At 31.5% G+C, this 25526-nt stretch carries 19 protein-coding genes and 1 pseudogene; 10 read left to right on the top strand and 10 right to left on the bottom strand.

The window, feature by feature from the left end:
- Window positions 1-24: 24 nt before the first annotated feature.
- Entirely contained in the window at window positions 25-192 is a 168-nt protein-coding gene (locus tag B0A57_RS03070; RefSeq protein WP_011963717.1) for a hypothetical protein, read from the bottom strand.
- Window positions 193-487: 295 nt separating this feature from the next.
- Here B0A57_RS03070 and fumC point away from each other — a divergent pair, with 295 nt between their 5' ends.
- Window positions 488-1885: a class II fumarate hydratase gene (fumC, locus tag B0A57_RS03065; RefSeq protein WP_011963718.1), complete on the top strand. Its 1398-nt coding sequence runs from the start codon at window positions 488-490 to the stop codon at window positions 1883-1885.
- A gap of 493 nt (window positions 1886-2378) precedes the next feature.
- Here the strand turns inward: fumC and B0A57_RS03060 are convergent, their stop codons facing one another.
- Window positions 2379-3308, bottom strand: a complete 930-nt coding sequence (locus B0A57_RS03060) for a hypothetical protein (RefSeq protein WP_034098356.1) — start codon at window positions 3306-3308, stop codon at window positions 2379-2381.
- 116 nt (window positions 3309-3424) lie between these two features.
- On the opposite strand from B0A57_RS03060, the gene B0A57_RS03055 reads away from it, so the two are divergent.
- Window positions 3425-5197 carry an MFS transporter gene (locus tag B0A57_RS03055; protein WP_034098358.1) on the top strand — a complete coding sequence of 591 codons (1773 nt, stop codon included), beginning with the start codon at window positions 3425-3427 and terminating at the stop codon, window positions 5195-5197.
- Window positions 5198-5505: 308 nt separating this feature from the next.
- Window positions 5506-6393, top strand: a complete 888-nt coding sequence (locus tag B0A57_RS03050; protein ID WP_011963721.1) for an EamA family transporter — start codon at window positions 5506-5508, stop codon at window positions 6391-6393.
- 297 nt (window positions 6394-6690) lie between these two features.
- Here the strand turns inward: B0A57_RS03050 and B0A57_RS03045 are convergent, their stop codons facing one another.
- The 6 genes and pseudogenes from B0A57_RS03045 to B0A57_RS03020 all read right to left on the bottom strand — a co-directional run bounded on the left by B0A57_RS03045 (window position 6691) and on the right by B0A57_RS03020 (window position 17115).
- Window positions 6691-8226: a YifB family Mg chelatase-like AAA ATPase gene (locus B0A57_RS03045; protein WP_034098360.1), complete on the bottom strand. Its 1536-nt coding sequence runs from the start codon at window positions 8224-8226 to the stop codon at window positions 6691-6693.
- Between the two features lie 414 nt (window positions 8227-8640).
- Entirely contained in the window at window positions 8641-9252 is a 612-nt protein-coding gene (locus B0A57_RS03040) for a hypothetical protein (protein ID WP_011963723.1), read from the bottom strand.
- A 223-nt stretch (window positions 9253-9475) separates the two neighbouring features.
- Window positions 9476-10320, bottom strand: a pseudogene (locus B0A57_RS03035) (BadF/BadG/BcrA/BcrD ATPase family protein).
- A gap of 148 nt (window positions 10321-10468) precedes the next feature.
- The gene (gene gap, locus B0A57_RS03030; RefSeq protein WP_034098363.1) at window positions 10469-11470 is read right to left on the bottom strand and encodes a type I glyceraldehyde-3-phosphate dehydrogenase; all 1002 of its coding nucleotides are present in this window, start codon (window positions 11468-11470) and stop codon (window positions 10469-10471) included.
- Between the two features lie 60 nt (window positions 11471-11530).
- The gene (pfkA, locus tag B0A57_RS03025) at window positions 11531-12517 is read right to left on the bottom strand and encodes a 6-phosphofructokinase (protein ID WP_011963726.1); all 987 of its coding nucleotides are present in this window, start codon (window positions 12515-12517) and stop codon (window positions 11531-11533) included.
- A 71-nt stretch (window positions 12518-12588) separates the two neighbouring features.
- The gene (locus tag B0A57_RS03020) at window positions 12589-17115 is read right to left on the bottom strand and encodes a translocation/assembly module TamB domain-containing protein (protein WP_052079116.1); all 4527 of its coding nucleotides are present in this window, start codon (window positions 17113-17115) and stop codon (window positions 12589-12591) included.
- Window positions 17116-17245: 130 nt separating this feature from the next.
- Between B0A57_RS03020 and tsaD the strand changes: the two genes are divergently transcribed.
- The 7 genes from tsaD to B0A57_RS02985 all read left to right on the top strand — a co-directional run bounded on the left by tsaD (window position 17246) and on the right by B0A57_RS02985 (window position 23866).
- Entirely contained in the window at window positions 17246-18268 is a 1023-nt protein-coding gene (gene tsaD / locus B0A57_RS03015; RefSeq protein ID WP_034098365.1) for a tRNA (adenosine(37)-N6)-threonylcarbamoyltransferase complex transferase subunit TsaD, read from the top strand.
- A 1-nt stretch (window position 18269) separates the two neighbouring features.
- Window positions 18270-18974: a 16S rRNA (uracil(1498)-N(3))-methyltransferase gene (locus tag B0A57_RS03010; protein WP_011963729.1), complete on the top strand. Its 705-nt coding sequence runs from the start codon at window positions 18270-18272 to the stop codon at window positions 18972-18974.
- Window positions 18975-19007: 33 nt separating this feature from the next.
- Window positions 19008-19646, top strand: a complete 639-nt coding sequence (locus tag B0A57_RS03005) for a DUF4159 domain-containing protein (RefSeq protein ID WP_034098367.1) — start codon at window positions 19008-19010, stop codon at window positions 19644-19646.
- Window positions 19647-19947: 301 nt separating this feature from the next.
- Window positions 19948-20943, top strand: coding sequence for a zinc metalloprotease (locus B0A57_RS03000; RefSeq protein ID WP_034098369.1), 996 nt, complete (start codon window positions 19948-19950; stop codon window positions 20941-20943).
- Window positions 20944-21024: 81 nt separating this feature from the next.
- Window positions 21025-22113, top strand: a complete 1089-nt coding sequence (locus B0A57_RS02995) for an AI-2E family transporter (RefSeq protein ID WP_011963732.1) — start codon at window positions 21025-21027, stop codon at window positions 22111-22113.
- On the top strand, window positions 22113-23291 hold the full coding sequence (locus B0A57_RS02990; RefSeq protein ID WP_034098371.1) for a THUMP-like domain-containing protein: 1179 nt from the start codon (window positions 22113-22115) through the stop codon (window positions 23289-23291). The genes B0A57_RS02995 and B0A57_RS02990 overlap by 1 nt, the downstream gene beginning before the upstream one ends.
- Before the next feature lie 5 nt (window positions 23292-23296).
- A complete protein-coding gene (locus tag B0A57_RS02985; RefSeq protein ID WP_034098400.1) occupies window positions 23297-23866 on the top strand; it encodes a hypothetical protein in 570 nt (189 codons plus the stop codon).
- On the opposite strand, the gene B0A57_RS02980 is transcribed toward B0A57_RS02985, so the two are convergent.
- Window positions 23867-24508 carry a M15 family metallopeptidase gene (locus B0A57_RS02980; protein WP_011963735.1) on the bottom strand — a complete coding sequence of 214 codons (642 nt, stop codon included), beginning with the start codon at window positions 24506-24508 and terminating at the stop codon, window positions 23867-23869.
- Window positions 24509-24573: 65 nt separating this feature from the next.
- Window positions 24574-25479: a DUF4349 domain-containing protein gene (locus B0A57_RS02975; protein ID WP_011963736.1), complete on the bottom strand. Its 906-nt coding sequence runs from the start codon at window positions 25477-25479 to the stop codon at window positions 24574-24576.
- Window positions 25480-25526 lie beyond the last annotated feature (47 nt).

Raw genomic sequence — 25526 nt, 5'->3', positions numbered from 1 at the left:
TTTTTTTATTTTCTAAAAATCTAATTAATTAGACTCCTCCTCTTTCTTAGCTCTTTTCTCTTTATAAAACTCCCATAAAGCACCGCCAATCCAGTACTGAACAAACCCTACGAGAAAAAACAACAACCAAAAACCAATAGTTAATATTGTCAAGAAAAGAATAAAACCTAAATATTGTGGAAATTCAACCATGATAAATCGTAATTTATTAATACCCAACAAATGTAAATGTAATTATTCTTTTTACCAATAATAATTATAAATTTATTTTAATACATTTTTTTAAGCAAGTAAGAATCATTATTTTTGTAAAGGTTTTTTAGGAGCTATTTCCTGCTATCCGTTTCAAACGAAGTTCACTGAACCCCAATTGAAATAAACGTTAGTGAAATATTTTTTTTGGCGAAAAGCCTCAAAAAAAAATTTCCTCTACCATCTGGCTAAAAACCCAATAAACACATAACCAAATTAACAAAATTAACAAAAAATGGAATACAGAATAGAAAAAGACACAATGGGCGAAGTACAAGTTCCAGCAAACAAATACTGGGGAGCCCAAACAGAACGTTCAAGAAACAACTTCAAAATAGGACCATCAGCATCGATGCCTAAAGAAATCATAGAAGGTTTTGCATACTTAAAAAAAGCAGCCGCTTATGCTAATTGCGATTTAGGTGTTTTACCAACAGAAAAACGTGATGCCATTGCAGCCGTTTGCGACGAAATATTAGCCGGAAAACTAGACGATGAGTTTCCCTTAGTAATCTGGCAAACAGGTTCAGGAACACAAAGCAATATGAACGTAAATGAAGTAGTAGCTAATCGCGCTCAAGTGCTAGCAGGACACAAAATAGGCGAAGGCGAACAATTTATAAAAGCCAATGATGACGTAAACAAATCACAATCATCTAACGATACGTACCCAACAGGAATGCACATCGCAGCTTATAAAGCAGTTGTAGAAATTACCATTCCAGGTCTAGAAAAATTACGTGATACATTACAAGCCAAAGCAACAGCCTATAACAATATCGTAAAAATAGGTCGCACACACCTTATGGATGCAACACCGCTAACATTAGGTCAGGAAATTTCTGGTTATGTAGCACAACTAAACTACGGAATAAAAGCAGTAAAAAACACATTAGCACACTTATCCGAAGTAGCACTTGGCGGAACAGCCGTAGGAACAGGGCTAAACACACCAGCGGGTTATGATGTAAAAGTTGCGCAATATATTGCGCAATTTACAGGACATCCGTTTGTAACAGCACCCAACAAATTTGAAGCATTAGCAGCACATGACGCTATTGTAGAAACACATGGAGCGCTAAAACAAATTGCCGTTTCATTAAACAAAATTGCAAACGATGTTCGCATGTTAGCCTCAGGACCACGTTCAGGAATTGGAGAAATCTTAATTCCAGAAAACGAGCCTGGATCATCTATCATGCCAGGAAAAGTAAACCCAACACAATGTGAAGCCTTAACAATGGTTTGTGCACAAGTTATGGGTAACGATGTTGCCATTTCTGTAGGAGGAATGCAAGGCCATTATGAACTAAATGTTTTTAAACCACTTATGGCAGCAAATTTCTTACAATCAGCAAGATTATTAGGAGATGCCTGCATGTCTTTCGACGAACATTGCGCACAAGGAATAGAACCTAACTACAAAAGAATTGAAGAATTAGTAAACAACTCATTAATGCTTGTTACGGCTCTTAATACAAAAATTGGCTACTACAAAGCGGCCGAAATTGCACAAACAGCACACAAAAACGGAACAACGCTAAAAGAAGAATCTGTACGTTTGGGTTATGTTACTGCCGAAGATTTTGATGCCTGGGTAAAACCAGAAGAAATGGTTGGAAGCTTAAAATAAGAACAAATCGCTTAATTTTATAATAAACCGCTTTTTTAAATCTTATTATTTTGACGTTACCAAAAGGGTCGGGATTTGCGTTACAAAAGAAGTTCACTAAACTCCTATAAAAACAAAAATATAGTAAAGCAATGTTTTTGAGCCAAAAAAGCCTTAAAAAAGGATTTCCTTTTTACCCGAGCCTGAAAGAGCGAACTCGAGAAGCAATTCCTAAATCAAAATACTAATTATACCGAACAAATATAATATAAAAACTTACAATATGAGGGTAATAAGAAACCGCTCATATCTTGATTAACTTCAGTTTTTAGGTATAAAAAAACGCTTGTAACAGGATTTAAGCAATCTGTTATAAGCGTTTTTTTTTTTTAAATTTTGCAACTTTTTTTATTGCACTTTCTATGTGCCTCTTTTTAACTTATACAAGCTTGTAAATAGTATGATTAGGTTTTGAAAAGTTAAAAAATGATTATATCATAGCTAAATAAGAATTTTATATAGTGGTTATATAAGTCCCGAAAATAAAATTATCACTTGTGGGAAAAATATACGTTAAAACTCCTTTTTTGAAAGTTGTTTTGTATAAAGTAATCGTATGTTTAAAGTGTGTCGCATCTATAGCAACTGTCACAACTCTAATTTCGCCGCTTGCACCTTCCACTCCATTTTGCGCAATCCACTCTTCGGTAAGATTTGGGGTAGAAGGTGTTATTGCCGAACAAAAGAAATTAGTATTTAAACTTCCGTTATAAACTCTATACACTACTTTATTAGTTGTACTGTTAATTACTCGTGTTCTAGGTGATCCAACTGTCGAATTTGGAAATAATGTAGCATCTACATCTAATAGCAAAGCATTGCTATTGTTGTATTTTAAAATTAAATTGCTTCCACCACAATTTTGGGTGGTTATTAAATCATAAGCAAAATGCAGATCTACAACCTCTGTTCTATAATTTCCAAAAACATATGTATCATAAACAATTTGTTTGCTAGGTGTTGTAAATGTTATATTTTTAAAAACAATATTGTGAGTATATGCCACAACAGTAGTTCTGTTACTGTCTAAAATTTTTGTTGTGGTAATTTGCACTGTTCCACCTGTTACTGTCCATTCTTCTAGAACAGGTATTGTTGGTGTATTACAAATGTTATTTGTAGAAGTGGTTGTTGCAAATTTTCTGTAAATTAAGTTTGCGTTTCCAGAAATTGAATACGTTTTTACTTGCTCGATATTTTCAAAATAGGTGTCTAGTGATTTAAAAATTAATGCTTCTGCACCATTTATTTTATATAAAACATTAGAATCACTACATTTTTGCACAGTTGCATTTTCGAAAACAAAATTCTCGGTAATTAAATTACCATCATCACAACTGCTTAGTAATAAAACACTTATAATTATAGCTAGGAAATATTTCATTGTTATAAATTTTAAACAAAAATAATATTTTTAATTACTAATAAAAGCTTTATTCTTGTATTTAAGAAAAATTAAACAATATTGTTATATTTGGCAAAATTAAATTTTATTATTTCATGACTTCTCAAACACACAAAACCAACTATCCAGCACTTTATACGTTAATCACAGTATTTTTCTTTTGGGGATTTATTGCTGCTGGTAATAGTATTTTTATACCTTTTTGTAAAAGCTATTTTTCACTAGATCAATTTCAATCGCAATTAATAGATTTTGCCTTTTATACTGCATATTATATTGGTGCATTACTTTTGTTTGCACTTGGAGATATTACTGGGAACGATATTGTAGGAAAATGGGGTTATAAGAAAAGTATTGTTTACGGATTATTGTTCTCGGCACTTGGTGCAGGAGCAATGATTGTTGCTGTAGAGGCTAATATTTATGCAGGAATGCTAATAGGTTTGTTTATCGTTGCGCTTGGTTTTTCGTTGCAACAAACAGCTGCTAATCCGTTTGCTATTTTGTTGGGAGATCCAAAAACAGGTGCCAGCAGGGTAAGTCTTGGAGGAGGAATAAACTCTTTAGGAACTACTGTGGGGCCAATAATTGTTGCTTTGGCATTATTTGGTACAGCGGCATCAGTAACCGAGGAACAAATAAAATTATTAGAACTTAATAAAGTAGTGATCCTATATATATGTGTTGGTTTGTTATTTTTGGCATCTGCAGCATTATTTTATTTTTCGAAAAAAGTTCCAAGTGGCATTGCAAATGAACCAATGGAAAAAGCAAATAAAGCTTTACTTACATTAGTTATGATGACATTATTGTTAGCAGTATGTTTTACACCAATTTTTAGAAGTTATAAAAGTGAAGAAGCTTTAAAAATTGAAATTTTAAATACCGAAATAAATAAGCGCAAAGAAACATTAAAAATTTCTAAATTTACTAAAGAAGGAATTACGCTATATAACAACGTTACTTCAAAAAAAGAACTTGAAGTAAAATTATTAAGAGAACCTTTAGAACAAAAAAGAATGTTTTGGCTTACAGGCGCTTTATTTGTTATTTTAGGAGGAATATTTTTTTCCTATGTATCTGCTCAAAAAAAATCTGAGGGCTGGGGTGCTATGCAATATCCTCAATTAGTATTGGGAATGCTAGCCATTTTTACTTACGTTGGGGTAGAAGTTGCTATAGGAAGTAATTTAGGTGAATTACTAAAATTAAAAGATTTTGGAAACTTAGCTTCATCAGATATAGCACCTTATATCTCGATGTATTGGGGTAGTTTAATGATAGGTCGTTGGGCAGGAGCTATTAGTGTATTTAACTTAAAAGGAACAAACAAAAAAATTGCATTAATCATTATTCCGCTCACAGCTTTTGCTATAATTTTAGGTGTAAATATTATTTCTGGGAAAGACATGAAACCATTATATTACTACATAGTTTGCATTTTTATACAAATTGGCGCTTTCTTTTTAAGCAAAGATAAACCAGCTAGAACTTTAATGATTTTTGGAAGTTTTGGCGTTATTGCCATGCTAATAGGCTTATCTACTACTGGAATTGTCGCTATTTATGCCTTTTTATCGGGCGGATTAGCTTGTAGTATTATGTGGCCAGCTATTTTTAGCTTGTCTATTATTGGATTAGGAAAATATACTTCTCAAGGTTCTGCATTTCTAATTATGATGATTCTCGGTGGCGGAATTATACCACCAATACAAGGTAAATTATCAGATATTATAGGAATTCATCAATCGTATATTGTTGCTTGTGTTTGCTTTGCATATTTAACATTATTTGCAGTTTTAGTAAAAGGAATTCTGAAAAAACAAAATATAGATGTTGATGCTATAGAGGTAGAAGCAAGCCACTAATAAAATGAACCTATCTCTCTATTGGATTTAAATGATTGTAGGCTAAAGGCTAAATTTTATCTTTATACAAATTAAAATTAATTTATAATTTTTTTTTCGCATAAATGAACAAAATTAATTTATTAATCAGTATAAATATGTTAAATAATTGACTAATTTTTATTTTTAATACCAATAAAAAAGACACATCTTTGTTAGTATTTTAAAATAATGAGTATTTAGTAATTACGACTAAGTGCCAAAATTAATATTAAAATTGAAATTCGGAGCAAAAGTAATTTGTTACTTTTACTCCGAAATTTTTTTATATGCAAATCAACAAATATTATTTATCGGCATTATCATCTTTTGTTATCTGGGGTTTTTTTAGTTTAGTACTAAAACCGCTACATAATTATCCTTCGCTAGATATTTTGTTTTATAGGGTTTTTTATGCAACTGGATTATCTATAATAATTAATCTTCTGTTTAGAAAAGAAAAACTAAAAAACGATTGGAAATCATACCTTACTTTAGAAAAAAAAGAGAAAATAAAAACACTTTTGCTAACCGTTCTTGGCGGATTCTTACTCACCTTCAATTGGTTTATGTTTATATATGCTATAAATCATGTTAGTCTAAAATCGGCATCATTTGCCTATCTAATATGCCCTATTGTTACGACTATTTTAGCCTATTTTATTTTAAAAGAAAAACTTAGTAAATGGCAATGGTTTTCTGTTTTTTTATGTATAATTAGCTGCGCAATGCTATCATATGGCGATCTGAGGGGTCTTATTTATAGCTTAGTAATAGCCATTTCTTTTGCATTGTACTTGATTAGCCAACGAGAAAATAATAAATTCGACCGTTTTGTAGTACTAACAGTTCAATTACTAATAGCATCAATGGTTTTGTTGCCCTTCTTCCCTGTTTATCGAGGAGAAATACCCACAGAACCAATATTTTATATTCTGATGACTATAATTGTAGTTTTATTTACCATTATTCCATTATTTTTAAACTTGTTTGCACTAAGAGGAATAACTTCATCTGCAGTAGGAATTTTAATGTACAGCAATCCTATGATAAATCTCTTATTAGCTATTTTTTATTTTAAAGAAGAAATAAATTCTGTACAAATTGGCTCTTATCTATTAATTCTATTTTCTATAATTATTTTTAACGAGAAATTATTAAGAGTATCTAAGGACTAATTTGGGGTAATAGACAAAATTAACGCTCAAAATCTTATTAGCCCTCATTACTAATTATCTTGAAGTGAACATTCATAAATAAAAAATGGGTATAAAAATGAGAAATATTTTAAACGCATGCAATCATTTTTTTTTAAGTTACACCGTCTTAATTTTAAAAATACTGTAATATTTGGTGCGTATATTGTAATCATATTTTATTTAGGATTTACTAAAATTAAAATGAATTCAATCAAAATAAGAGCCGTTTTTCGGTCGCCTGCAAATAGCATAGTTTTTTTTATAATTTTTAAATATTTATCCTAACCAGCCTTCTCTGTCTAGGCTTCGGTACTGTATAGCTTCTGCAATATGGCTCGAATTTACTTTATCAGTACCTTCTAAATCGGCAATAGTTCTAGATACTTTTAGAATTCTGTCGAAGGCACGTGCAGAAAGATTTAGCCTTTCCATAGCTGTTTTTAATAATTGCAATGAGGCTTCGTCGAGGGCGCAATGTTCTCTAATTTGCTTGGTACTCATTTGTGCATTGTAATGAATATTGTCAAAAAGTTCGAATCGAGCCGTTTGAATTTCACGTGCAACAGTTACACGTTTTCTAATTTCGACACTGCTTTCTCCATTTCTTTTTTCGGTTAGTTTATCAAACGGAACAGGAGTTACTTCGATATGAATATCTATTCTGTCAAGTAAAGGTCCCGAAATTTTACTTAAATATCTATTCATTTCATGAGGGGAGGAGGTATTTGGGGCATCAGGATCATTAAAAAAACCACTCGGACTAGGATTCATACTGGCTACGAGCATAAATGATGATGGGTAGGTTATGGTAAATTTTGCTCTCGAAATGGTAACTTCTCTGTCTTCAAGCGGTTGACGCATGACTTCTAAAACTTCACGTTTAAATTCTGGCAATTCATCAAGAAACAAAACGCCATTGTGTGCTAATGAAATTTCTCCAGGTTGCGGATAACTACCACCACCCACAAGTGCAACACTCGAAGCGGTATGATGTGGACTTCTAAACGGACGTTGGTTCATGAGTCCAACATCTTTTACCTTTCCTGCAACACTGTGTATTTTTGTTGTTTCCAAAGCTTCTTTAAGTGTCATTGGAGGTAAAATACTAGGCAAACGCTTGGCAATCATAGTTTTTCCTGAGCCAGGGGGACCAATTAGTATAATATTGTGTCCGCCAGCAGCAGCAATTTCCATACAGCGTTTGATGCTTTCTTGCCCCCGAACTTCAGAAAAATCGAATTCTGGAAAATCTAATGTTTTATAAAATTCCTCACGAGTATTTATCACAGTGGGTTCGAGGGTTCCTTTTCCTTCAAAAAAATCGATAACTTCTAGCACATTTTCTACTCCATATACATCAAGTCCAGCAACAATTGCGGCTTCTTTTACGTTTTGTTTGGGCAGAAAAAAACCTTTAAATCCTTCTTCTTTGGCTTTTATAGCAATAGGCAAAACACCTTTTATGGGTTGCAAGCTTCCATCGAGAGACAATTCTCCCATGATAATGTATTTGTCTACTTCTTCTGATTTTATTTGTCCTGAAGCGGCAAGAATCCCTATAGCCAATGTCAAATCGTAGGCTGAGCCTTCTTTTCGCAAATCGGCGGGGGCCATATTTATTGTAATTTTCTTAACGGGAAGATTGTATCCGTTATTTTTTAGAGCAGCGGCAATACGATAACTACTTTCTTTGATAGCATTATCTGGTAATCCTACAAGGTGATAACCAACACCTTTATCTATATTTACTTCTACGGTGATTGTTGTAGCTTCGACTCCAAAAACAGCACTTCCAAATACTTTTACTAACATGGCAAATATTTTATTATTTCAAATATAGTTAAAAAAATATTTATTTTGGGTGGTTTACATTTGGTTCTAAAAAAATTAATACCAATTTTGTAATAATCGAAATATATTCACATTTTATTCTTTAGCACTTCTGTTGGCTAGTTTATACTTATTTAGGTAGGAAAGTGTTTAGAAATTAAAACGACTGTTTTTTTTTTTTAGTATTGTAAACACAAAACAGCATCAATAATAATATTGATACTGTTTTGTGTTTTTTTGACCAATTTACCTAATATTCTATTAATTATAATAAATAATTGCGGTTTGCATTCTGACGGATAAATAATCTTATTTCGTGATTTATTTACTGTTGGAAGACAATAGTGATCTGTAATAATTGTATTTTTTTGGGGTAATCTAAATGCTTGGGTTTATTTATTTTCTTTTCTTTTTAGGTGCTGATTCTGCTACTTTTGGTCTAAAAATTTCATATTTCATTGAAGTTGGATTATATGAATATTTTGTATTTGAATATTTGTCACTTAGCGAGAACTCTTCTCCTCCCAAAAAGGTAAATTCATAACCTGATCTTCTTATTTTTTCTTGTGTTTCTGATGCTGTTTTTAGTTTGTCTAAAAATATAATTTCTTTAATTTTTGTAACCGTTTGTGTGTTACCCACTAATAAATTCTTTGTAGCAGGATTCCAGATTTGAGATTCGGTAATTAAATTGTCTTCTGTTTTTAGTTTGGTTTCTGTAATTAATTTTTCTGTCCAAGAGACTAGATACATTGGTACGCCTTTTGTGGTAAAAGCTGTTATTTTACAATCTGTGGGGGTTGTTTTATCTGGATATATTTTTAGTGATAATGTGTCTTTTGAGACAGTATTATTTACAACAAGATAAAATTTGTTTTTAGCTAGCTCGGCCGAATAATTATTCCCTTTTGCGATGACTACTGGTGGTGTTTTGGCTGGTGCTTTCTTTTTCTGAGAATATACATTTCCGCAAAAAACAAATAAGGCTAATAATGCAATTTTTTTCATAATAAATACGTAATTTGGTTTAGCCAATATACAAAAATATTTGAGCTACAGAATAAAAAACATTTTATTTACAAAAAAAAAGGTGAAAGTGCGAAAAATTTTAATATCATAAATTACTTTGTGTTAGCTTATTATTAGTTACGATTTTTTTTCATAAAAAAAATTGCAACTAATAATAAGTATTACACTTTTAGGACTTGTATTTTAAGTGTTATTTTACTTGTTAAAAGATATGAAAATCTATGAGACCATCTACTGGGCGGCGCAATACATTTCCTAGTTTTATCTCGTGGTTGTTTAACACATTTTGCAGTTCTTCTTTTAGATAAAAAGCTATCGAACCTATAAAATGTACTGGAACTTCTTTATAATTTTCGAATTGTTTGATATAATTTTCGACAAAAATTTCGATTTCATCTTTTATTATTTTTTGGCAAAAATCGCTGTCTTTATGTTTTATTAAAAACTGTGCAAATGTTGCTAAATAGGCATTAGGATTGGGTTCTTTGTATAAATTATTTTTGACAGCATCTGGTTCGATATCATAAGTTGTTTCGAACTCTTGGGCTAAATTAGCTGGCATTTTGTTAAAATAATATGCTCGAAGCAAATGTCTTCCGAAGCGGTTTCCTGAGCAATCGTCCATAGCTATATAACCTAGTGATTGTACTTTTTGGTGCAATACCTGTCCGTCGAAATAACTACAATTAGATCCTGTTCCTAGAATGCAAACTATGGCTTTTTCGTTTTTTGGGGTTGTGGCATATACTGCTGCATAGGTGTCTTCGTGAACAGTTGTTTTTGCGTTTTGAAAATAGTCTTGAAAAACTTCGGTTAAGAAAATTTTCATTCTATCTGTTCCGCAACCTGCACCATAAAGAAGAGTTGTGTTACTTTGTCTTTATTGTTTGAAATATCGAATCTGCCATCTAATCGTTTGATGATTTCTTCTTTGGTTAATACTTCTGGATTTAATCCTAAGGATTGTGTGGTAAATAATATTTTTCCTTCATCATTTATGGCAATCCAATCGGCTTTTGTTGAGCCACTATCTACGAGTAGTTTCATTTTAAATTCTAGATTTTAGATTTTAGATTTTAAGTAAATCTAAAATTGTATTGGGTGGTTGGTTCTAGCCCTGACAGTAGCGGCATCCTTTTTCTTTTTTCTTTAAAAAGGAAAAGATATAGCGGATGGCAGGATTAGCTCCTGAAATTTATTTTAATTCTAATATGTGTATTGATAAATCGATTAATTTGCTTGAATATCCGTACTCGTTATCGTACCATGAAACTAATTTAAAAAAGGTAGAATTTAGGCCAATTCCTGCTTTAGAGTCGATGATTGATGTAAACTTTTCTCCTATAAAATCTTGAGAAACAACATCGTCTTGGGTAAATCCTAAAATGCCTTTCATGGTTGTTTCTGAAGCATTTTTTAAGACTGTCATTATTTCTTGGTAGGTAGTTTCTTTGGCTAGTTTTACTGTTAGATCTACTACAGAAACATTGGCAGTGGGAACTCTCATTGACATTCCTGTTAGTTTTCCGTTTAGCTCGGGTATTATTTTTCCTACTGCTTTTGCGGCACCTGTTGAGGCGGGAATTATATTTAGTAGTGCTGATCTTCCGCCTCGATAATCTTTTTTTGAAGGGCCATCGACTGTGAGTTGTGTGGCTGTTGTTGCGTGTATTGTGGTCATTAGACCTTCTACAATTCCGAAATTATCGTTGATCACTTTTGCTAGTGGTGCTAGGCAATTTGTGGTGCATGATGCGTTAGATACTATGGTGTCTGCGGCTGTGGCTTTTTCGTGGTTTACGCCCATAACAAACATTGGGGCATCTGCTGATGGTGATGATATGACTACTTTTTTTGCGCCTCCCTTTAGGTGTGCTTGTGCGGTTTCTATTGTGGTAAAAATTCCTGTACATTCTGCCACTACATCTACTCCTACTTCGTCCCATTTTAGTGTTGCTGGGTCTTTTTGGGTGGTAACTCTAATGTGTTTGTTGTTTACATACAATTTGTCGTCTTTTACTTCTACTTTTCCTGAAAAACGTCCGTGCACTGAATCGTATTTTAATAAATAGGCTAAATGTTCTACATTTAGTAAGTCATTTATGGCTACTACTTCTACATTGTCTCTGTTGCAGGTTTCTCTGAATACTAGTCTGCCTATTCTTCCGAAACCGTTTATTGCTAATTTTATTTTCATTGTATTTTATTTTTAATTTTTTAAGGTGTAATATGCTTAATTTTAAACCTTAAACTATTTTTATGTGGACATAATTTCTGATACTCTTAATAATTCTTTGTCTATTTGTGATTTTGCTTTAATGGCTTGTTCTAATGGTGTTAATGATACTTTATCTTGAAACAATCCTACCATGTAATTAGATTTTCCTTCTAGTAATGATTCGACTGCTTTTACCCCCAAACGAGAAGCTAAAACTCTGTCGAAACACGATGGTGCACCACCACGCTGCATGTGTCCTAATACCGATACTCGAACATCGTATTCTGGCAAGTTTTCTTCGACATAATCTTTTAGTTCGAATACGTTTTTGCCTATCTTATCTCCTTCTGAAACTACTACAATACTTGATGATTTTCCTGATGTTTTACTTTTTTGTAGGGATTCTAATAGTCTGTCTAATCCTAAATTTTCTTCTGGGATTAAGATTTCCTCTGCTCCTGCGCCAATGCCTGCATTTAGTGCTATATGCCCTGCATCTCGCCCCATAACTTCTACAAAAAATAATCGGTTATGAGAACTGGCTGTATCTCTAATTTTATCGATGACTTCTACAACTGTGTTTAGAGCGGTATCGTAACCTAAAGTATGGCTGGTACCATAAATATCATTGTCTATTGTGCCGGGAATTCCAATTACGGGGTAATTAAATTCGTTATTAAAGATTTCGGCTCCTGTAAATGTTCCGTCCCCTCCAATGACTACTAGGGCATCGATATTCGAATTGATAAGGTGTTTGTGCGCTTTTTGCCTACCTTGCGCTGTCATAAATTCTTTAGAGCGGGCTGATTTTAGGATTGTTCCTCCTTTATTTACGATATTATTTACAGAACGTGGTCCCATTTCTTCAAAATCGCCTTCTATCATTCCCTGATAACCACGGTATATTCCTATACAGTCTATATTATGGTAAGCACATGTGCGAACTACAGATCGGATAGCGGCATTCATTCCTGGTGCATCGCCTCCTGAGGTTAAAACTCCTATTTTTTTTATTGTTTTTGGCATTATAAAATTATTGAAATATAGAATACTAAGGTATTACATTTTTAAATAAGATAAAATTAAATTTTGTTTTTTTAATTTAAATCGGGTGCAGTTTCTGGAATGTTTTTGGGTTTTTCGGTTGTCTTTTTATGACGTTTTTCTGTAAACTGGATAAATTCTGGTAACAAATCGGAATCTGGAGCTTCTTCTTTTTTAGATTCTTTCTCTTTTTTATTATTTTTAGAATTTAAAATTTTTGAAAGTAGTTCTTTGAAAGTATTAAAATCGACCTCATAAGAAACTCCAAAACCTTGAGTATAACCTATGCTTTCTCCTGTATAATTTGTATCATTTCCACGATTAAAAAATCTCGCTTTGAGCGAACCATCGTCATTAAGACGCAATTGTACTTCAACATCACCAACGATAACGGACTCGTTTACCCCACCAACTGGGATGCCTAATTTCCCGTTGATCGTTACTTTGTCGTTAATTTTTGTTGAAAGTGTTACCCCAACTTGTCCTTCTGTTCTAGAGTCTAAACTTCTTTTGTTTGCTTGTATAAAGTAAGGATCTATTTTTAGCTTATCATCTGGATTAGAAAAAATATCCTGAAATAAACTATTTGCTTTTTCTAAAAGATTTCCTGTTATTATGTTTTCTCCAACCCCTTTATCACTGAGGAAATTTCCTGAGGATAGTAATGCCATGGCTTGGGTTTGTCTTTTGTCGCTATCGCTTAATTTGTATTCTATTTCAGATTTTAAAACTGAACTTAGCGTTGGGAAATTAATAGATATGTCGGGGGTAGGACTTGTTAATTTGTCTGTTAGTTTGATTACAACTTCGGTAGGTATTTTTTTAGTAAATGAGGAGTTTTCTAACAATATACCTGGATTTGCTTCTGTGACATAAACTGCTTCCATGTTTAGTGTTGCGTTTAGCGGATCGCCGTCCCAGGAGATAGATCCTAATGGTTTAATTTTAAATTTTTTATCTATTATCCCTCCATATTTAAAATTATAAACTCCCTCGTACACTTGAAAATCTCCATTCATTTTAAATTTGCCCAAAGTATTTATTTCTAATGCTAGAGTTCCTGCGCCTCTACCTTTTAGAGAGTGTCCCGAGTTTTTGTCGATAATAACTTCTATTTCGGCGTCTTTAGTAATATCTAATTCAAAATTAAGTTCGACTCCTTTATATGTTTTTTGTTTTTTATTTTTTGTTTTATTTACAAAATCATCCTTTCTAGATTTAAATTTTATATAATCATTTTCTGAGGAAACTTCAGAATCTGTAATAGGAATTTTTACAGAAGTTCCTTTTTCAGATTTTGCATTTACAGTAATAACCAATCCGTTTGTGGGGCCTTTTATGGTTGCATCGCCATCTATAAAAGCGGTTCCGTAGTATAATACTTCCTCAGCGTCTTTAGTATCTAATGCCAATAACCTATTAGAGGCAAGGTTTAAATCTAGGAACCAATCGCCAAAATTATGGTGCTTAATACCACCACTTAAAATTCCTTTGGTGCTGTATTTAGAGTCTGTAATTTTTATATTTCTAAATGAAAACTGATTTTCTGTTACATCGACTACCGAGTTGTTTTCGAAATCATAATCGAGATTTAAGTAAGGAATTTTTAATCCTGATTTGTTTAAATATAACCTTCCTTTAATTTCTGGATTTTCTAATTCGCCTTCAAAACTAGCGGTTCCTGATGCTAATCCTCGAATATTAGTAATAACATCGCCTCCTAGGGCACTAAAAACTCCTATATTAAAATTATTGAGTCGCAGGTCTAAATCGAGTAAAGGTTTTTTGTTTTCGATAAATACGTTTCCATCGGCAGAGAAAGATTCTAAACCATCATTTTTTAAAACTGAATTAATTTTGAAATTCTTAAAACTATCATCGCCCGTTACATCGATTGCTAATTTTCCTAATGCTAAATTATTTATTTTTAAACTATCAATAGTTACTGATGCTGTTGGTTCGTAAATAGATTTGTTTTGTTTAAAATTGACTAATCCGTTTACTTTTCCTTTAAATTTTAAGCTATCTACCGAAGGGGTTATTTTGTCTAGATCTACATTTTTTAACGAAAGTTTTAAATCTTTATAGGTAGAATCTCGTAAAATACCCATGAGTTCCATTGCTTGATTTTTGTGGGACATAGATATTTTTTCGATAGAAAAATCGGTTAGTTTCTTGTTAAAAATAATTTTGTTGTCTTTACTTTCGTCTTCATTTATAAACCACAAATAATTTTTAAAATTTATTTCCGATTTTTTAATTCCAACCACACTATTTTTGTCTTTATTAATTGTATGATACAAGTTCAGATTATAAAAATCGTCTGCTTTTTTGCCTCCTTTAAACTCTGTTCTAAAAAACAATGTGTCATTTGCTGTTACATTTATAAGACTAAAATCAGATACTTTGTAGTGCTTTGTTTTAATGCTATCCATCTCGACATAAACATTATACAAAGGATTTTTATTGTCTATATCTATACTTATATTGTCAAAATAATTATTGTAAGCGGTAATATTTGGCGATTTAAAATTAAATTTAAATTCATCATTATCAGCGCTTATCATTCCTTTCATAAAGGTATTTTGGCCTAAAGAAACTTCTGGAAGAAAAATTTCGATTAATTTGCTGTACACATTAAAATCAAATTTCAAGAATTGTCCTTTGCTTACTTTATTTGGCAAATAATTAGCATACAAACTTCCTAAAGAGTTTTCTATTAATTTTTGAAGCTGATTAAATTGGAACTTTCCTACTACTTTTCCTTCAATAATATCGGGAGAGTTAATGGTCATAGTTCTAATTCGATTTTCATCGAAAGATGATTTTACGACAAAATCATCAAAAAAGTAAGTGTCTTTATTGTTTTCGTAAGAAGTACTATTTATAAAAACTTCTCCATACAAATTATCTATCGAGTTTCCTTGTAGCTTCATAGTAACGTCACCATGAAAAACTGAAATCGAGTCGGCTGTATATAATTTTAGTTGCTCTAGATTGGCATATTCTACATTGGCATGAAAATCGTACTTATTTACTTTATTGTTTAGGTTAAGAATACCATCAAAATTCATTTGTAAATTTGGATCATTTACCGTTATATTTCCTGTAAATATCGATTTTATCATGGTACCATCAACCACTATATTCTTATAATTGTACTGATCATAAGAAACACTTTGTATATTTCCTTGTAGTTTTGTGTTTAAATATTTCTGATTAAATCCTTTACCATCAACATTAACATCGAGATTTACAACACCAACATCGGTTCTACTTAAGAGTTTTCCTAAATTAAAATTATCTAATTTTACGTTTCCAATATAAGTTGCATTGTCTATATTATTTATATTGGTCATGGTCAAATTAGACTTTACATTTCCTAGAGCTGTTTTTAGTAAAACAGCTGCTTTTATAGTTTTTAATGTAACTTCGGTCGTACCAGAAATTGTAAATGTGCCAAATTTCTTGAAAGTAGTTGGCAAATTATTCCCTAAAACTCTTGGCAAAATGGCATTTAAATTGTTATAGGTCGAGGATATTTTTGAGTAATTTCCTTTCATATAAAAATCGCCTTTATTTTTAGAAAAAAGGTTTTTGAAAGTAAAATCGCCTATAATTTCGGATTTATTGTAATCTATCAGCTTGAGCTTTTTTGTAGAAAAATTATTTAGTGTTCCCAATAATTTCCCGCTCAGATTAAACCGTTGATTTTTCCCGAATTCGCCATAAAAATGTTGTAAATCATTAGAAGAAATAGAGGCTTTATCTACTTTTACATCAAAAATAACTTTATTGTTAAAATCTGAGAAATCTTTTCTATCATATCGTAATGCTATGCTTCCTTCTAGGTCAGATTTCGGGGTTTTTACGGTTAGTTTTTCTAACAGAATATGCTTTTTAGTATAAGTAAATTTCGATATAAGATCATCAATCACAAGACCTCGATTGTCTACAAACGACATTTCTTGTATATAAGTTGTCACATCGGGACCAAGAATTTTAAAATTTTTAGTAACTGCATTTAGTCTTTTAGCACTAAAAAGTAGTGGTTTTTCGATATTATAGTCGTTAAACGAAAATTTACCATTGGTTAAATTAAATTTATTTGCCGTTAGCAAAAACTTTTTCTTCGATTTAGAGGGTTTTCCGTCATCTAGCAAATCGATAAATTTATCTAAATTATTATCTTTTTCGCCTTTGTAGTTTTTAAGATTAAAAAACAATCCGTCGAGAGCAACATCGCCAAAATGCAAATCGCCATCAATTAGTTTTTTAGCATCAAGAATATTTGTTTTTAATCTATTGATGTAAAATAAAGTGTCCTTTTTGTGGTCTCTAATTAGAACTTTTTTTAGCTTTACACCACCAAATATCGTAAAATTAGCTTCCTGAATAGTTATATTAGTACCAAATTCTTTATTTAACTGCTCAGTCGCATATTGTCCTAGCATAGTTTGAACTGATGGCAAAGAAAGCGCAATACCAAGTCCTAACAATAGCAATACTAGTCCCGTAAGAAATAATAAAGTATATTTTCTAAGTTTTTTTAGAGCTGTATTTTTTTTCTTTTCTTCCAATAATAGTTTTTTGCAAAGGTAAACAGCCCTAAACCTTTAGATTTGATAAAAAATCTTTATTTTTGGGCTTCGATGTAAAATTAATATTTTATATCGGTTTATCAAATATAAAATAAAATCTGTGCCTTTTATGCATCAAAAAAACATTTTTATTCTAGCTATCGAAAGTTCGTGCGATGACACTGCGGCAGCCGTGATGCAAAACAACAAAGTATTGTCTAACATTGTTGCACAACAAGCTATACATGAGCAATATGGCGGCGTAGTTCCCGAACTAGCCTCACGAGCACACCAGCAAAATATAGTTCCCGTGATTGATGTAGCACTCAAAAAAGCCAATATTACTAAAGAACAATTGTCGGCCATTGCCTTTACACAAGGGCCAGGACTTATGGGGTCTTTATTAGTAGGCAGTTCGTTTGCAAAAAGTATGGCAATGGCACTAAATATTCCGCTTATTGCCGTAAACCACATGCACGCTCATATTTTAGCTCATTTTATTGATGAAGATGGTTATGATAAACCAGAATTTCCGTTTCTAGCCCTAACAATTTCTGGCGGACATACGCAGATTGTAAAAGTAAACAGCTTTTTTGATATGCAAATTATTGGCGAAACTACAGATGATGCCGTAGGGGAAGCCTTCGACAAAAGTGCCAAAATATTAGGTCTACCCTACCCTGGTGGCCCATTAGTAGATAAATATGCACAATTGGGAAATCCGAAAGCGTATAAATTTACCAAACCAAAAATGCCAAATTTAGATTTTAGTTTTTCTGGACTAAAAACCCAAATTTTATATTTTATTCAGAATAATGTAAAAGAAAATTCCAATTTTATTGATGAAAATAGGAACGATATTTGCGCTTCTATACAACATATTATTATCGAAATTTTGATCGAAAAACTAAAACTGGCGGTACAACAAACAGGAATAAAACAAATTGCAATTGGCGGTGGCGTTTCTGCAAATTCAGGAATTAGAAGCACATTGAAGGAAGCCGAAAAAAAATATGGCTGGAAAACTTTTATCCCAAAATTTGAATATACGACCGACAATGCAGCTATGATTGGTATCGTAGGTTACCAACGCTTTTTAGAAAATAAATTTAATGATGCTTCTGTAGTTAGCAAAGCACGAATCGATTTTTAATATGCAATTATTTTACAATCCAGAGATAAATACTGAATTAAAAGAGTTTTCCTTTGATAAAGAAGAAAGCAAACACATTATTAAAGTATTGCGCAAAACAGAAGGCGATATTTTACATGTAACCAATGGTTTAGGAAATTTATTTTCGACCAAAGTTATTTTAGCTTCCGAAAAAAAATGCACTGTAAAAATAGAAACAACCGAAACATATCAACCAACGGATTTTTATATTCATCTGGCAGTGGCACCAACAAAAATGAATGATCGCTTCGAATGGTTTTTAGAAAAAGCTACCGAAATGGGAGTTCACGAAATTACGCCTATTATATGTGATCGTTCCGAAAGAAAAATCGTTAAGAACGAGCGTTTCGATAAGATTATTTTGTCGGCAATGAAACAATCGTTGCAATTTTTTCTGCCAAAGTTAAACGAACCTATTTCGTTCAAAGATTTTATTAATGAGCAACACGACGGAAATTTATGTATTGCACATTGCGAAGAAACTAACAAAAAACTATTAAAAAACACTATAAAAGCAAAAGAAAAATACACTATCCTAATTGGTCCTGAAGGCGATTTTTCTGAAAAAGAAATTCAATTAGCACTAGCTAACAATTATATTCCTGTATCGTTAGGAAACACACGATTGCGAACAGAAACTGCTGCCGTGGTTGCTTGTCATAGTGTGGTTTTTGTGAATGAGTAAGATTTTAGATTAACCAATTTAGATTGCAGATATATGAAAAAAATAATTTTATTTTTAATTCTAATTACAACTCCAGTATTATCACAAGAAATCGCTTTACTCAAATATAGTGGTGGCGGCGATTGGTACGCCAATCCTACCTCGCTACCCAATTTAATAAAATTTTGCAATCAGAATATAAATACGACCATAAAAACCAAACCAGTTACGGTTACTCCTGCAAGTGCCGATATTTTTTCGTACCCGTTTATTCACATGACAGGACACGGTAATGTAGTTTTTAATGATGCGGAAGTTCAAAACTTACAAAATTACTTGCGTTCTGGTGGTTTCCTTCATATTGATGATAATTATGGCATGAATCAATATATAAGAAAAGAAATTTCAAAACTTTTCCCTAATGAAGCTTTAGTCGAAATTCCAGCCAACCATGCCATTTTCCAAAAACCGTTTCCTTTCACTGACGGATTACCTAAAATTCATGAGCATGACGGGAAAAGACCTCAAGCTTTTGGCATTTTTATAGATACTAAATTAGTATTACTTTATACTTACGAATGCGATTTAGGAGATGGTTGGGAAGATCCCGAAGTGCATAATGACCCACCAGCTGTTAGAGAAAAAGCCTTAAAAATGGGGGCTAATATTATGAGTTATATTTTTAAAAACTAACAGTTATAAAATATTAGCAGGATTTACGCTTTAAACATACACATTAAACGCGATTTTTTGTTTTATTTTATAAAAAACAAAAAAAAAGTCTTATTTATATGAATATAATTTAAATAAAACAAAAACCTCTTTAGCTTATTTTACTACTAATACCCAAGTTATTAATACTTAACAACTTTTATTATTTGTAATTTTTTAATTAATTTATTTTAAAAAAAAAATTGTAAAAAGATTAATTATTTATATTATTGCTAAATAATTTAAATAAAAATTAACAAACCAACCCCAAAATTAACAAATTATGAAAAAATTATTATTAACTGCTTCGGTAGTATTCTTTATGTTTTCTTGTCAAAAAGATAACGAATCTACAGTTAACGCTGCTCAACCAAACGCTACACCATCTGCAATTGCATCAATTGAAAATAGAGGATGCGCATCTGAACAAATGTTAGCATTAGATTTACAAAAAGATCCAGCATTAGCAGCAAGAATGGCTAATATTGAAACTCAAACAAAAAATGTACTAAGCACAAGTAGAATTGTAAATGGAGTTATCGAAATTCCTATGGTATTTAATGTTCTTTACAATACCGCAGCAGATAATACCTCGTTAGCACAAATTCAATCGCAAGTTGATGCACTAAATAAAGATTTTAATGCAACAAATTCTGATTATAATACAGCAAATAACCCTTACAGCAGCGTGAGAGCAAATATTGGTATTCGTTTTGTGTTAGACAGAGTAATTAGAAAACAATCTCCTAAAACTATATGGTATTCTGAAGACGGATATATGAAAATCGCTGCTCAAGGCGGTATGGCTCCAACATCTCCAACTACTAAACTTAACGTTTGGGTAGTAAATAATTTAGCAAGTAGAACTTCTGGTCAGTTATTAGGATATGCACAATTTCCAGGAGGATCTTCTGCAACTGACGGTTACGTTTGTGGAAATTATTGTTTAGGAACAATAGGAACTGCTGCTGCACCATACAATTTAGGAAGAACTGCAACTCACGAAATAGGTCACTGGATGAATTTACGCCATATTTGGGGAGACGGAAACGGCTGTGCTTCAGATTTAGTTTCAGATACTCCGTTACATGATTCACCAAACTTTGGCGTTCCAGCAGTAGGACACAGAAGTACTTGTACAGGTACTCCATTAGAAATGTATATGAACTATATGGATTATACTGATGATAATGCTATGTATATGTTCTCTTTAGGTCAAAAATCAAGAATGAATGCACTATTTGCAGTTGGAGGCGCAAGAGCTTCTTTCAGATTATAAAATATCTTTTTAAACATAAACTTAAAACTCGCTCTTGTGGCGAGTTTTTTTATTACATTCGTTTTTAAATTCAAATAAAAAATGACATCTAAAATTATTGCAAACGGAATTATAAAAGCATTACTAATTATTGTTGCAATTGCAATGCTATTATTCTTTTTATATCAGATCCAATCAGTAATTATCTATTTGATAGTTTCTCTAATACTAACCTTAATTACAAGTCCATTTGTTGGCTTTTTAAAAAGAAAACTAAAATTTTCTAACACAATAGCTGTTGTATTTACAATGTTTTTATTAATGCTAACTTTCGTGGGATTAATCATGATGTTTGTGCCACTTATCTTAGCCCAAAGTGAAAATTTATCTTTATTAGATACTAAATCTATTGAAAATAGCGCAACCCAATTAACAAATCAATTTAAAATATATCTAACAAACCATCACATTAATGCTGGAAATTTACTCAATTTTTCGAGTTTAACATCCAAAATAAATTTCAACTTTATACCCACGATTCTAAATTCTATTTTAGGAACAATAAGCAGTTTTGGTATGGGATTGGCTTCGGTTTTATTTATTACTTTTTTCTTTTTGAAAGACAAAATTATCTTTACAAATGGCATGAAAATAATTTTACCAGACAATCACGAAGAAAAAATCCTAAATTCATTTACTAAAATAAACGAAATGTTAAGCCGTTATTTTATTGGATTATTAATTCAATTATCGATTGTATTTATTTTATATCTAATCGTTTTACTTATTTTTGGAGTAGAAAATGCTTTTGTCATTGCATTTTTATGTGCTTTATTAAATATTGTTCCTTATGTTGGCCCACTAATAGGATCTGTTTTAGCAGCAATATTAACCATGATTAGTAACCTAGGAGGCGATTTTCAAAATGATATTTTACCTACAACATTATACGTTATGTTTGGGTTTTGGGTAGTACAATTAATAGACAATAATATATCGCAACCCTTAATTTTTTCAAAAAGCGTTAATTCTCACCCACTAGAAATATTTTTAGTTACCCTAATTAGTGGATTCCTTTTTGGAATAACAGGAATGATTATTGCTATTCCCTTTTATACCATGCTAAAGGTAATTGCTAAAGAATTTTTGCCTGAAAATAAAATTGTACAACTCATTACAAAAAACATCTAATGATTTCCTCTTTATTATCTTTTGAAATTCAAGAGTTTATCGCTCTAAATATTGATGCTAATATCTCAAAATTAGCATTGCAAAAAAATCCTTTTCCAGAAATTCCTTGGGTCGAAATCCTCACACAAATTTCGGCAAAAAGCAAAGCAAAAGAAAAGTTACCTACTTGGTATGCACACCAAAATATTATGTACCCCAACAAAATATCAGTAGAACAAACTTCGTCAGAAAAAACGGCTTATTATAAATCTAATCTCGTGTCGGGCCAAAGTTTAATCGACTTAACGGGTGGTTTTGGTGTAGATGATTATTATTTTTCAAAAAAAATAAATCAGGTTTACCATTGCGAATTAAATCGAGAATTATCTGAAATTGTTGTGCATAATTTTGAGGTTTTAAATCAAAAAAACATCACCTGCTTACAAGGCGATAGTTTTGAAACACTAAAAAAACTAAATCAAAAATTCGACTGGATATATATAGACCCTTCCCGAAGAAGCGATACAAAAGGCAAGGTATTTATGCTAAAAGATTGCTTACCTAATGTACCTAAACTGCTGGAAGATTATTTTAAATTTTCTAATAAAATACTCATAAAAACAGCACCAATACTAGATATTACTTCAGGTTTAAATGAATTACAAAATGTAAAAACAATACATATTATTGCTATAAATAATGAAGTAAAAGAATTATTATGGGAAATAGAGCAGAATTATAAAGATGCAATTACTATAAAAACTATTAACTTTAATAAAGAAAAAGAAGATGTTTTTAATTTTATTTTAAATAAAGAAATAGAAAATAAAAAATATACTTTACCAAAAAAAAATATTTACGAACCCAATGCTGCCCTCTTAAAATCAGGAGCTTTCGAGCTGATTGCAAATCATTTTAAAATAGAAAAACTACACCAACATTCCCATTTATACACCTCTAATGAAATAATAAATTTCCCAGGACGAATATTCGAAATTAAAAATCGTTTTGAATATAATAAGAATGAAATGAAAGAATTTCTAGAAAATACCAAAGCCAATATTACCACCAGAAATTTTCCAGAAACCGTTGAAAACATTAGAAAAAAATGGAAAATAAGCGATGGCGGAAATAGTTATGTTTTTTTTACAACCGATGCAAATAATTATAAAATTGTTTTAATTTGCGCAAAAATTTAAACCCAATGAGAATTCCTATAATTATTTTATTTTTCTGGTTTCAATCTACTTTATTTGCACAAAAACCTTGCGAGTATAGTGTAAATATTACAGACTCGATTGGTACGCTAAAGGAAACCAAAAGCTGTTTAGTTTATGAAAAAGTTTTTGGAAATTCGGCCCAACTTATTTTTTTGTCATTAATTTCAGATAATGGCACACCTATTTTAAACCTTCAACTTATTCAAAAAAGTACCGATTTTATTACGCCAAAATGTTTAGACAAAAACTCTAAAATATATTTTCAGCTATCTAACGGGAAAATTTATACCTTAATAAATGCCAGCCAAAACGAATGTGATCATTTAATTTACAATACCAAAGAGAAATTAAACAATCGATTATTAAATGCTCATTTTTTGTTTATGAAAGATAATTTTGAAGATTTAAAAAAATATCCAATTACAACCATGAGAATAAAATTAGCATCAGAAACTAAAGATTATATCCTGCAAAAAGAGCTTCGTGGCGAAAAAACATTTGGTATTTTTGAACCCGAAAATTTATTTATAGATAATTTTTTGTGCATCGAGTAGTTACTCACATTTCCACTTAAAATTAGACAAATTGTCTTTTCTAGAATCTATTAGGTTGTAATGCCACCATTCTGAATCTAAAGATTCGAAATTATTTTTTGTCATTATTTTTTTTAATAATTGTCTGTTTTTTAAAATTTTTACAGAAAAATTACTGTAATTATGGCTCGATTCTATTCCAAAAAAATCAAAAACAGTCCCCATATTTAGCCCTACACCTTTCTCATCGACTAAAGTAATATCTACTGCACCACCACGGTTGTGTATAGACCCACTTGCGGGATTTGCTACGTAATTTGCATTGGGAATAATTTGCCACATTTTTTTCTGAATATCAAGTGGGCGGTAACAATCTAATAATTTTATTCTGTAGCCTTTTTTTATAAACTCTTTATTGGCTCTAATAAGGGAATTTATAGTTTTTAATCTCAAAAAACAAGATTGGCAATCGTAAACTTTGCGCTTCAGGAAATTATCTTCCGTAGCATATTTCATATCTAAAATAAAATTAGAACTATAATCTTTTATATTTACCAAGGTGGTGTCGCTAATAATTACCTGATTTTGTTGGGCATTTTGTGCTTTACAGCAAATTATACCATTTAGCATAAATCCTAAAAGCAATAGTTTCTTTATTTTCATTATTATTTTGAAGTTTGAAAACAAATATAAATAAAAAAACCACCAGTTTCCCAGTGGTTTGTAGCTTACTTTTTGATGTATTTCTTATAGCCGAAATAACCTAAACCAATAATCAGAGCGACCCCCCATAATTGTACTACAAATGCAATAATTGCTTCGAGCATAAACCAGCCTGTTTTTAGGCTATCCCAAATTTGTAAACCAATGTTGGGTCTGTAAGCGTTTATACTTTTTTCATTACCAACCATTTCTTGTTTTACGGCTTCTCGCTGGTAAATTTGTAGGGTAAGTGTGCTAAAATTTACTTGGTCGTTTATAGATAAATTTTCGAGTTTACTAGCATCATTTTGTGCTTTTTTGGCATCTAAATGATCTTCGGCACCAACAATATCATCTAATTTTTTGCCTCTACTATCAATCGCTTTTTCAAGTCTTTTCTCAGAAATATTACTGCTTCTTTGTGCCATTTGGTTAGACAAGATTTGCAAAGTAACATCATCTGCTTTTATAACCCGAAAATCAAGAAAATCTATTTGTTTTGCAATGGTTTTTATAACTGTATCTAATCGTTTGTTGGGTACACGAATGGTAATATTATTTTCGACCGTATATTTTGTAGTAACTAATGTGCTGTCTGGGCTTACCTTAGTTTCATCTTTGTTAGAAACAGTACTTTGCAGGTTGGTATAAGTAACAAAACCCCCAAATTTTGTAGTTGCATCTTCAATAGCGTAAGTAGATTTGGGAACATTTTTTACTTTAAATTTAATGTCGGACGTTCTAACAAATTTTCTTTTAGAATTTTTGGGTTCGACTGCTGCTGCTGAAGATATTACTTCTTTTCCATTAGAATTTTCGGTAACAAATTCTTCGGCAGTTGGTGCTTCTTCTGAAGCTTGTTTACAAGAGTAGGCAATAGTTACTAGTAGTAATGCCAAACCAATTGCGGGTGTTTTTTTCATAATTTTCATATTTAATATTAATTGAGGATATTGCTTTAAAAGGAACTTATAGGTAG

Origin of the sequence: Flavobacterium psychrophilum DSM 3660 = ATCC 49418, from assembly GCF_002217405.1 — a bacterium.
GTDB classification, from domain to species: domain Bacteria; phylum Bacteroidota; class Bacteroidia; order Flavobacteriales; family Flavobacteriaceae; genus Flavobacterium; species Flavobacterium psychrophilum.
The sequence above is the reverse complement of the archived record's forward strand: the minus strand, read 5'-3'. Positions and strand labels throughout refer to the sequence as shown.

Bases quoted from the DNA above. Each gene is read 5' to 3' on its own strand.
- gap (WP_034098363.1), bottom strand. From the start codon at position 11,470: ATGAAAATAAAATTAGCAATAAACGGTTTCGGAAGAATAGGCAGACTA.
- B0A57_RS03005 (WP_034098367.1), top strand. From the start codon at position 19,008: ATGAAAAAAATAATTTTATTTTTAATTCTAATTACAACTCCAGTATTA.
- B0A57_RS02990 (WP_034098371.1), top strand. From the start codon at position 22,113: ATGATTTCCTCTTTATTATCTTTTGAAATTCAAGAGTTTATCGCTCTA.
- B0A57_RS03050 (WP_011963721.1), top strand. From the start codon at position 5,506: ATGCAAATCAACAAATATTATTTATCGGCATTATCATCTTTTGTTATC.
- B0A57_RS02975 (WP_011963736.1), bottom strand. From the start codon at position 25,479: ATGAAAATTATGAAAAAAACACCCGCAATTGGTTTGGCATTACTACTA.
- B0A57_RS03010 (WP_011963729.1), top strand. From the start codon at position 18,270: ATGCAATTATTTTACAATCCAGAGATAAATACTGAATTAAAAGAGTTT.
- B0A57_RS03045 (WP_034098360.1), bottom strand. From the start codon at position 8,226: ATGTTAGTAAAAGTATTTGGAAGTGCTGTTTTTGGAGTCGAAGCTACA.
- B0A57_RS03040 (WP_011963723.1), bottom strand. From the start codon at position 9,252: ATGAAAAAAATTGCATTATTAGCCTTATTTGTTTTTTGCGGAAATGTA.
- B0A57_RS03000 (WP_034098369.1), top strand. From the start codon at position 19,948: ATGAAAAAATTATTATTAACTGCTTCGGTAGTATTCTTTATGTTTTCT.
- pfkA (WP_011963726.1), bottom strand. From the start codon at position 12,517: ATGCCAAAAACAATAAAAAAAATAGGAGTTTTAACCTCAGGAGGCGAT.
- fumC (WP_011963718.1), top strand. From the start codon at position 488: ATGGAATACAGAATAGAAAAAGACACAATGGGCGAAGTACAAGTTCCA.
- B0A57_RS02995 (WP_011963732.1), top strand. From the start codon at position 21,025: ATGACATCTAAAATTATTGCAAACGGAATTATAAAAGCATTACTAATT.
- B0A57_RS03060 (WP_034098356.1), bottom strand. From the start codon at position 3,308: ATGAAATATTTCCTAGCTATAATTATAAGTGTTTTATTACTAAGCAGT.
- B0A57_RS03070 (WP_011963717.1), bottom strand. From the start codon at position 192: ATGGTTGAATTTCCACAATATTTAGGTTTTATTCTTTTCTTGACAATA.
- tsaD (WP_034098365.1), top strand. From the start codon at position 17,246: ATGCATCAAAAAAACATTTTTATTCTAGCTATCGAAAGTTCGTGCGAT.
- B0A57_RS02980 (WP_011963735.1), bottom strand. From the start codon at position 24,508: ATGAAAATAAAGAAACTATTGCTTTTAGGATTTATGCTAAATGGTATA.
- B0A57_RS03055 (WP_034098358.1), top strand. From the start codon at position 3,425: ATGACTTCTCAAACACACAAAACCAACTATCCAGCACTTTATACGTTA.
- B0A57_RS02985 (WP_034098400.1), top strand. From the start codon at position 23,297: ATGAGAATTCCTATAATTATTTTATTTTTCTGGTTTCAATCTACTTTA.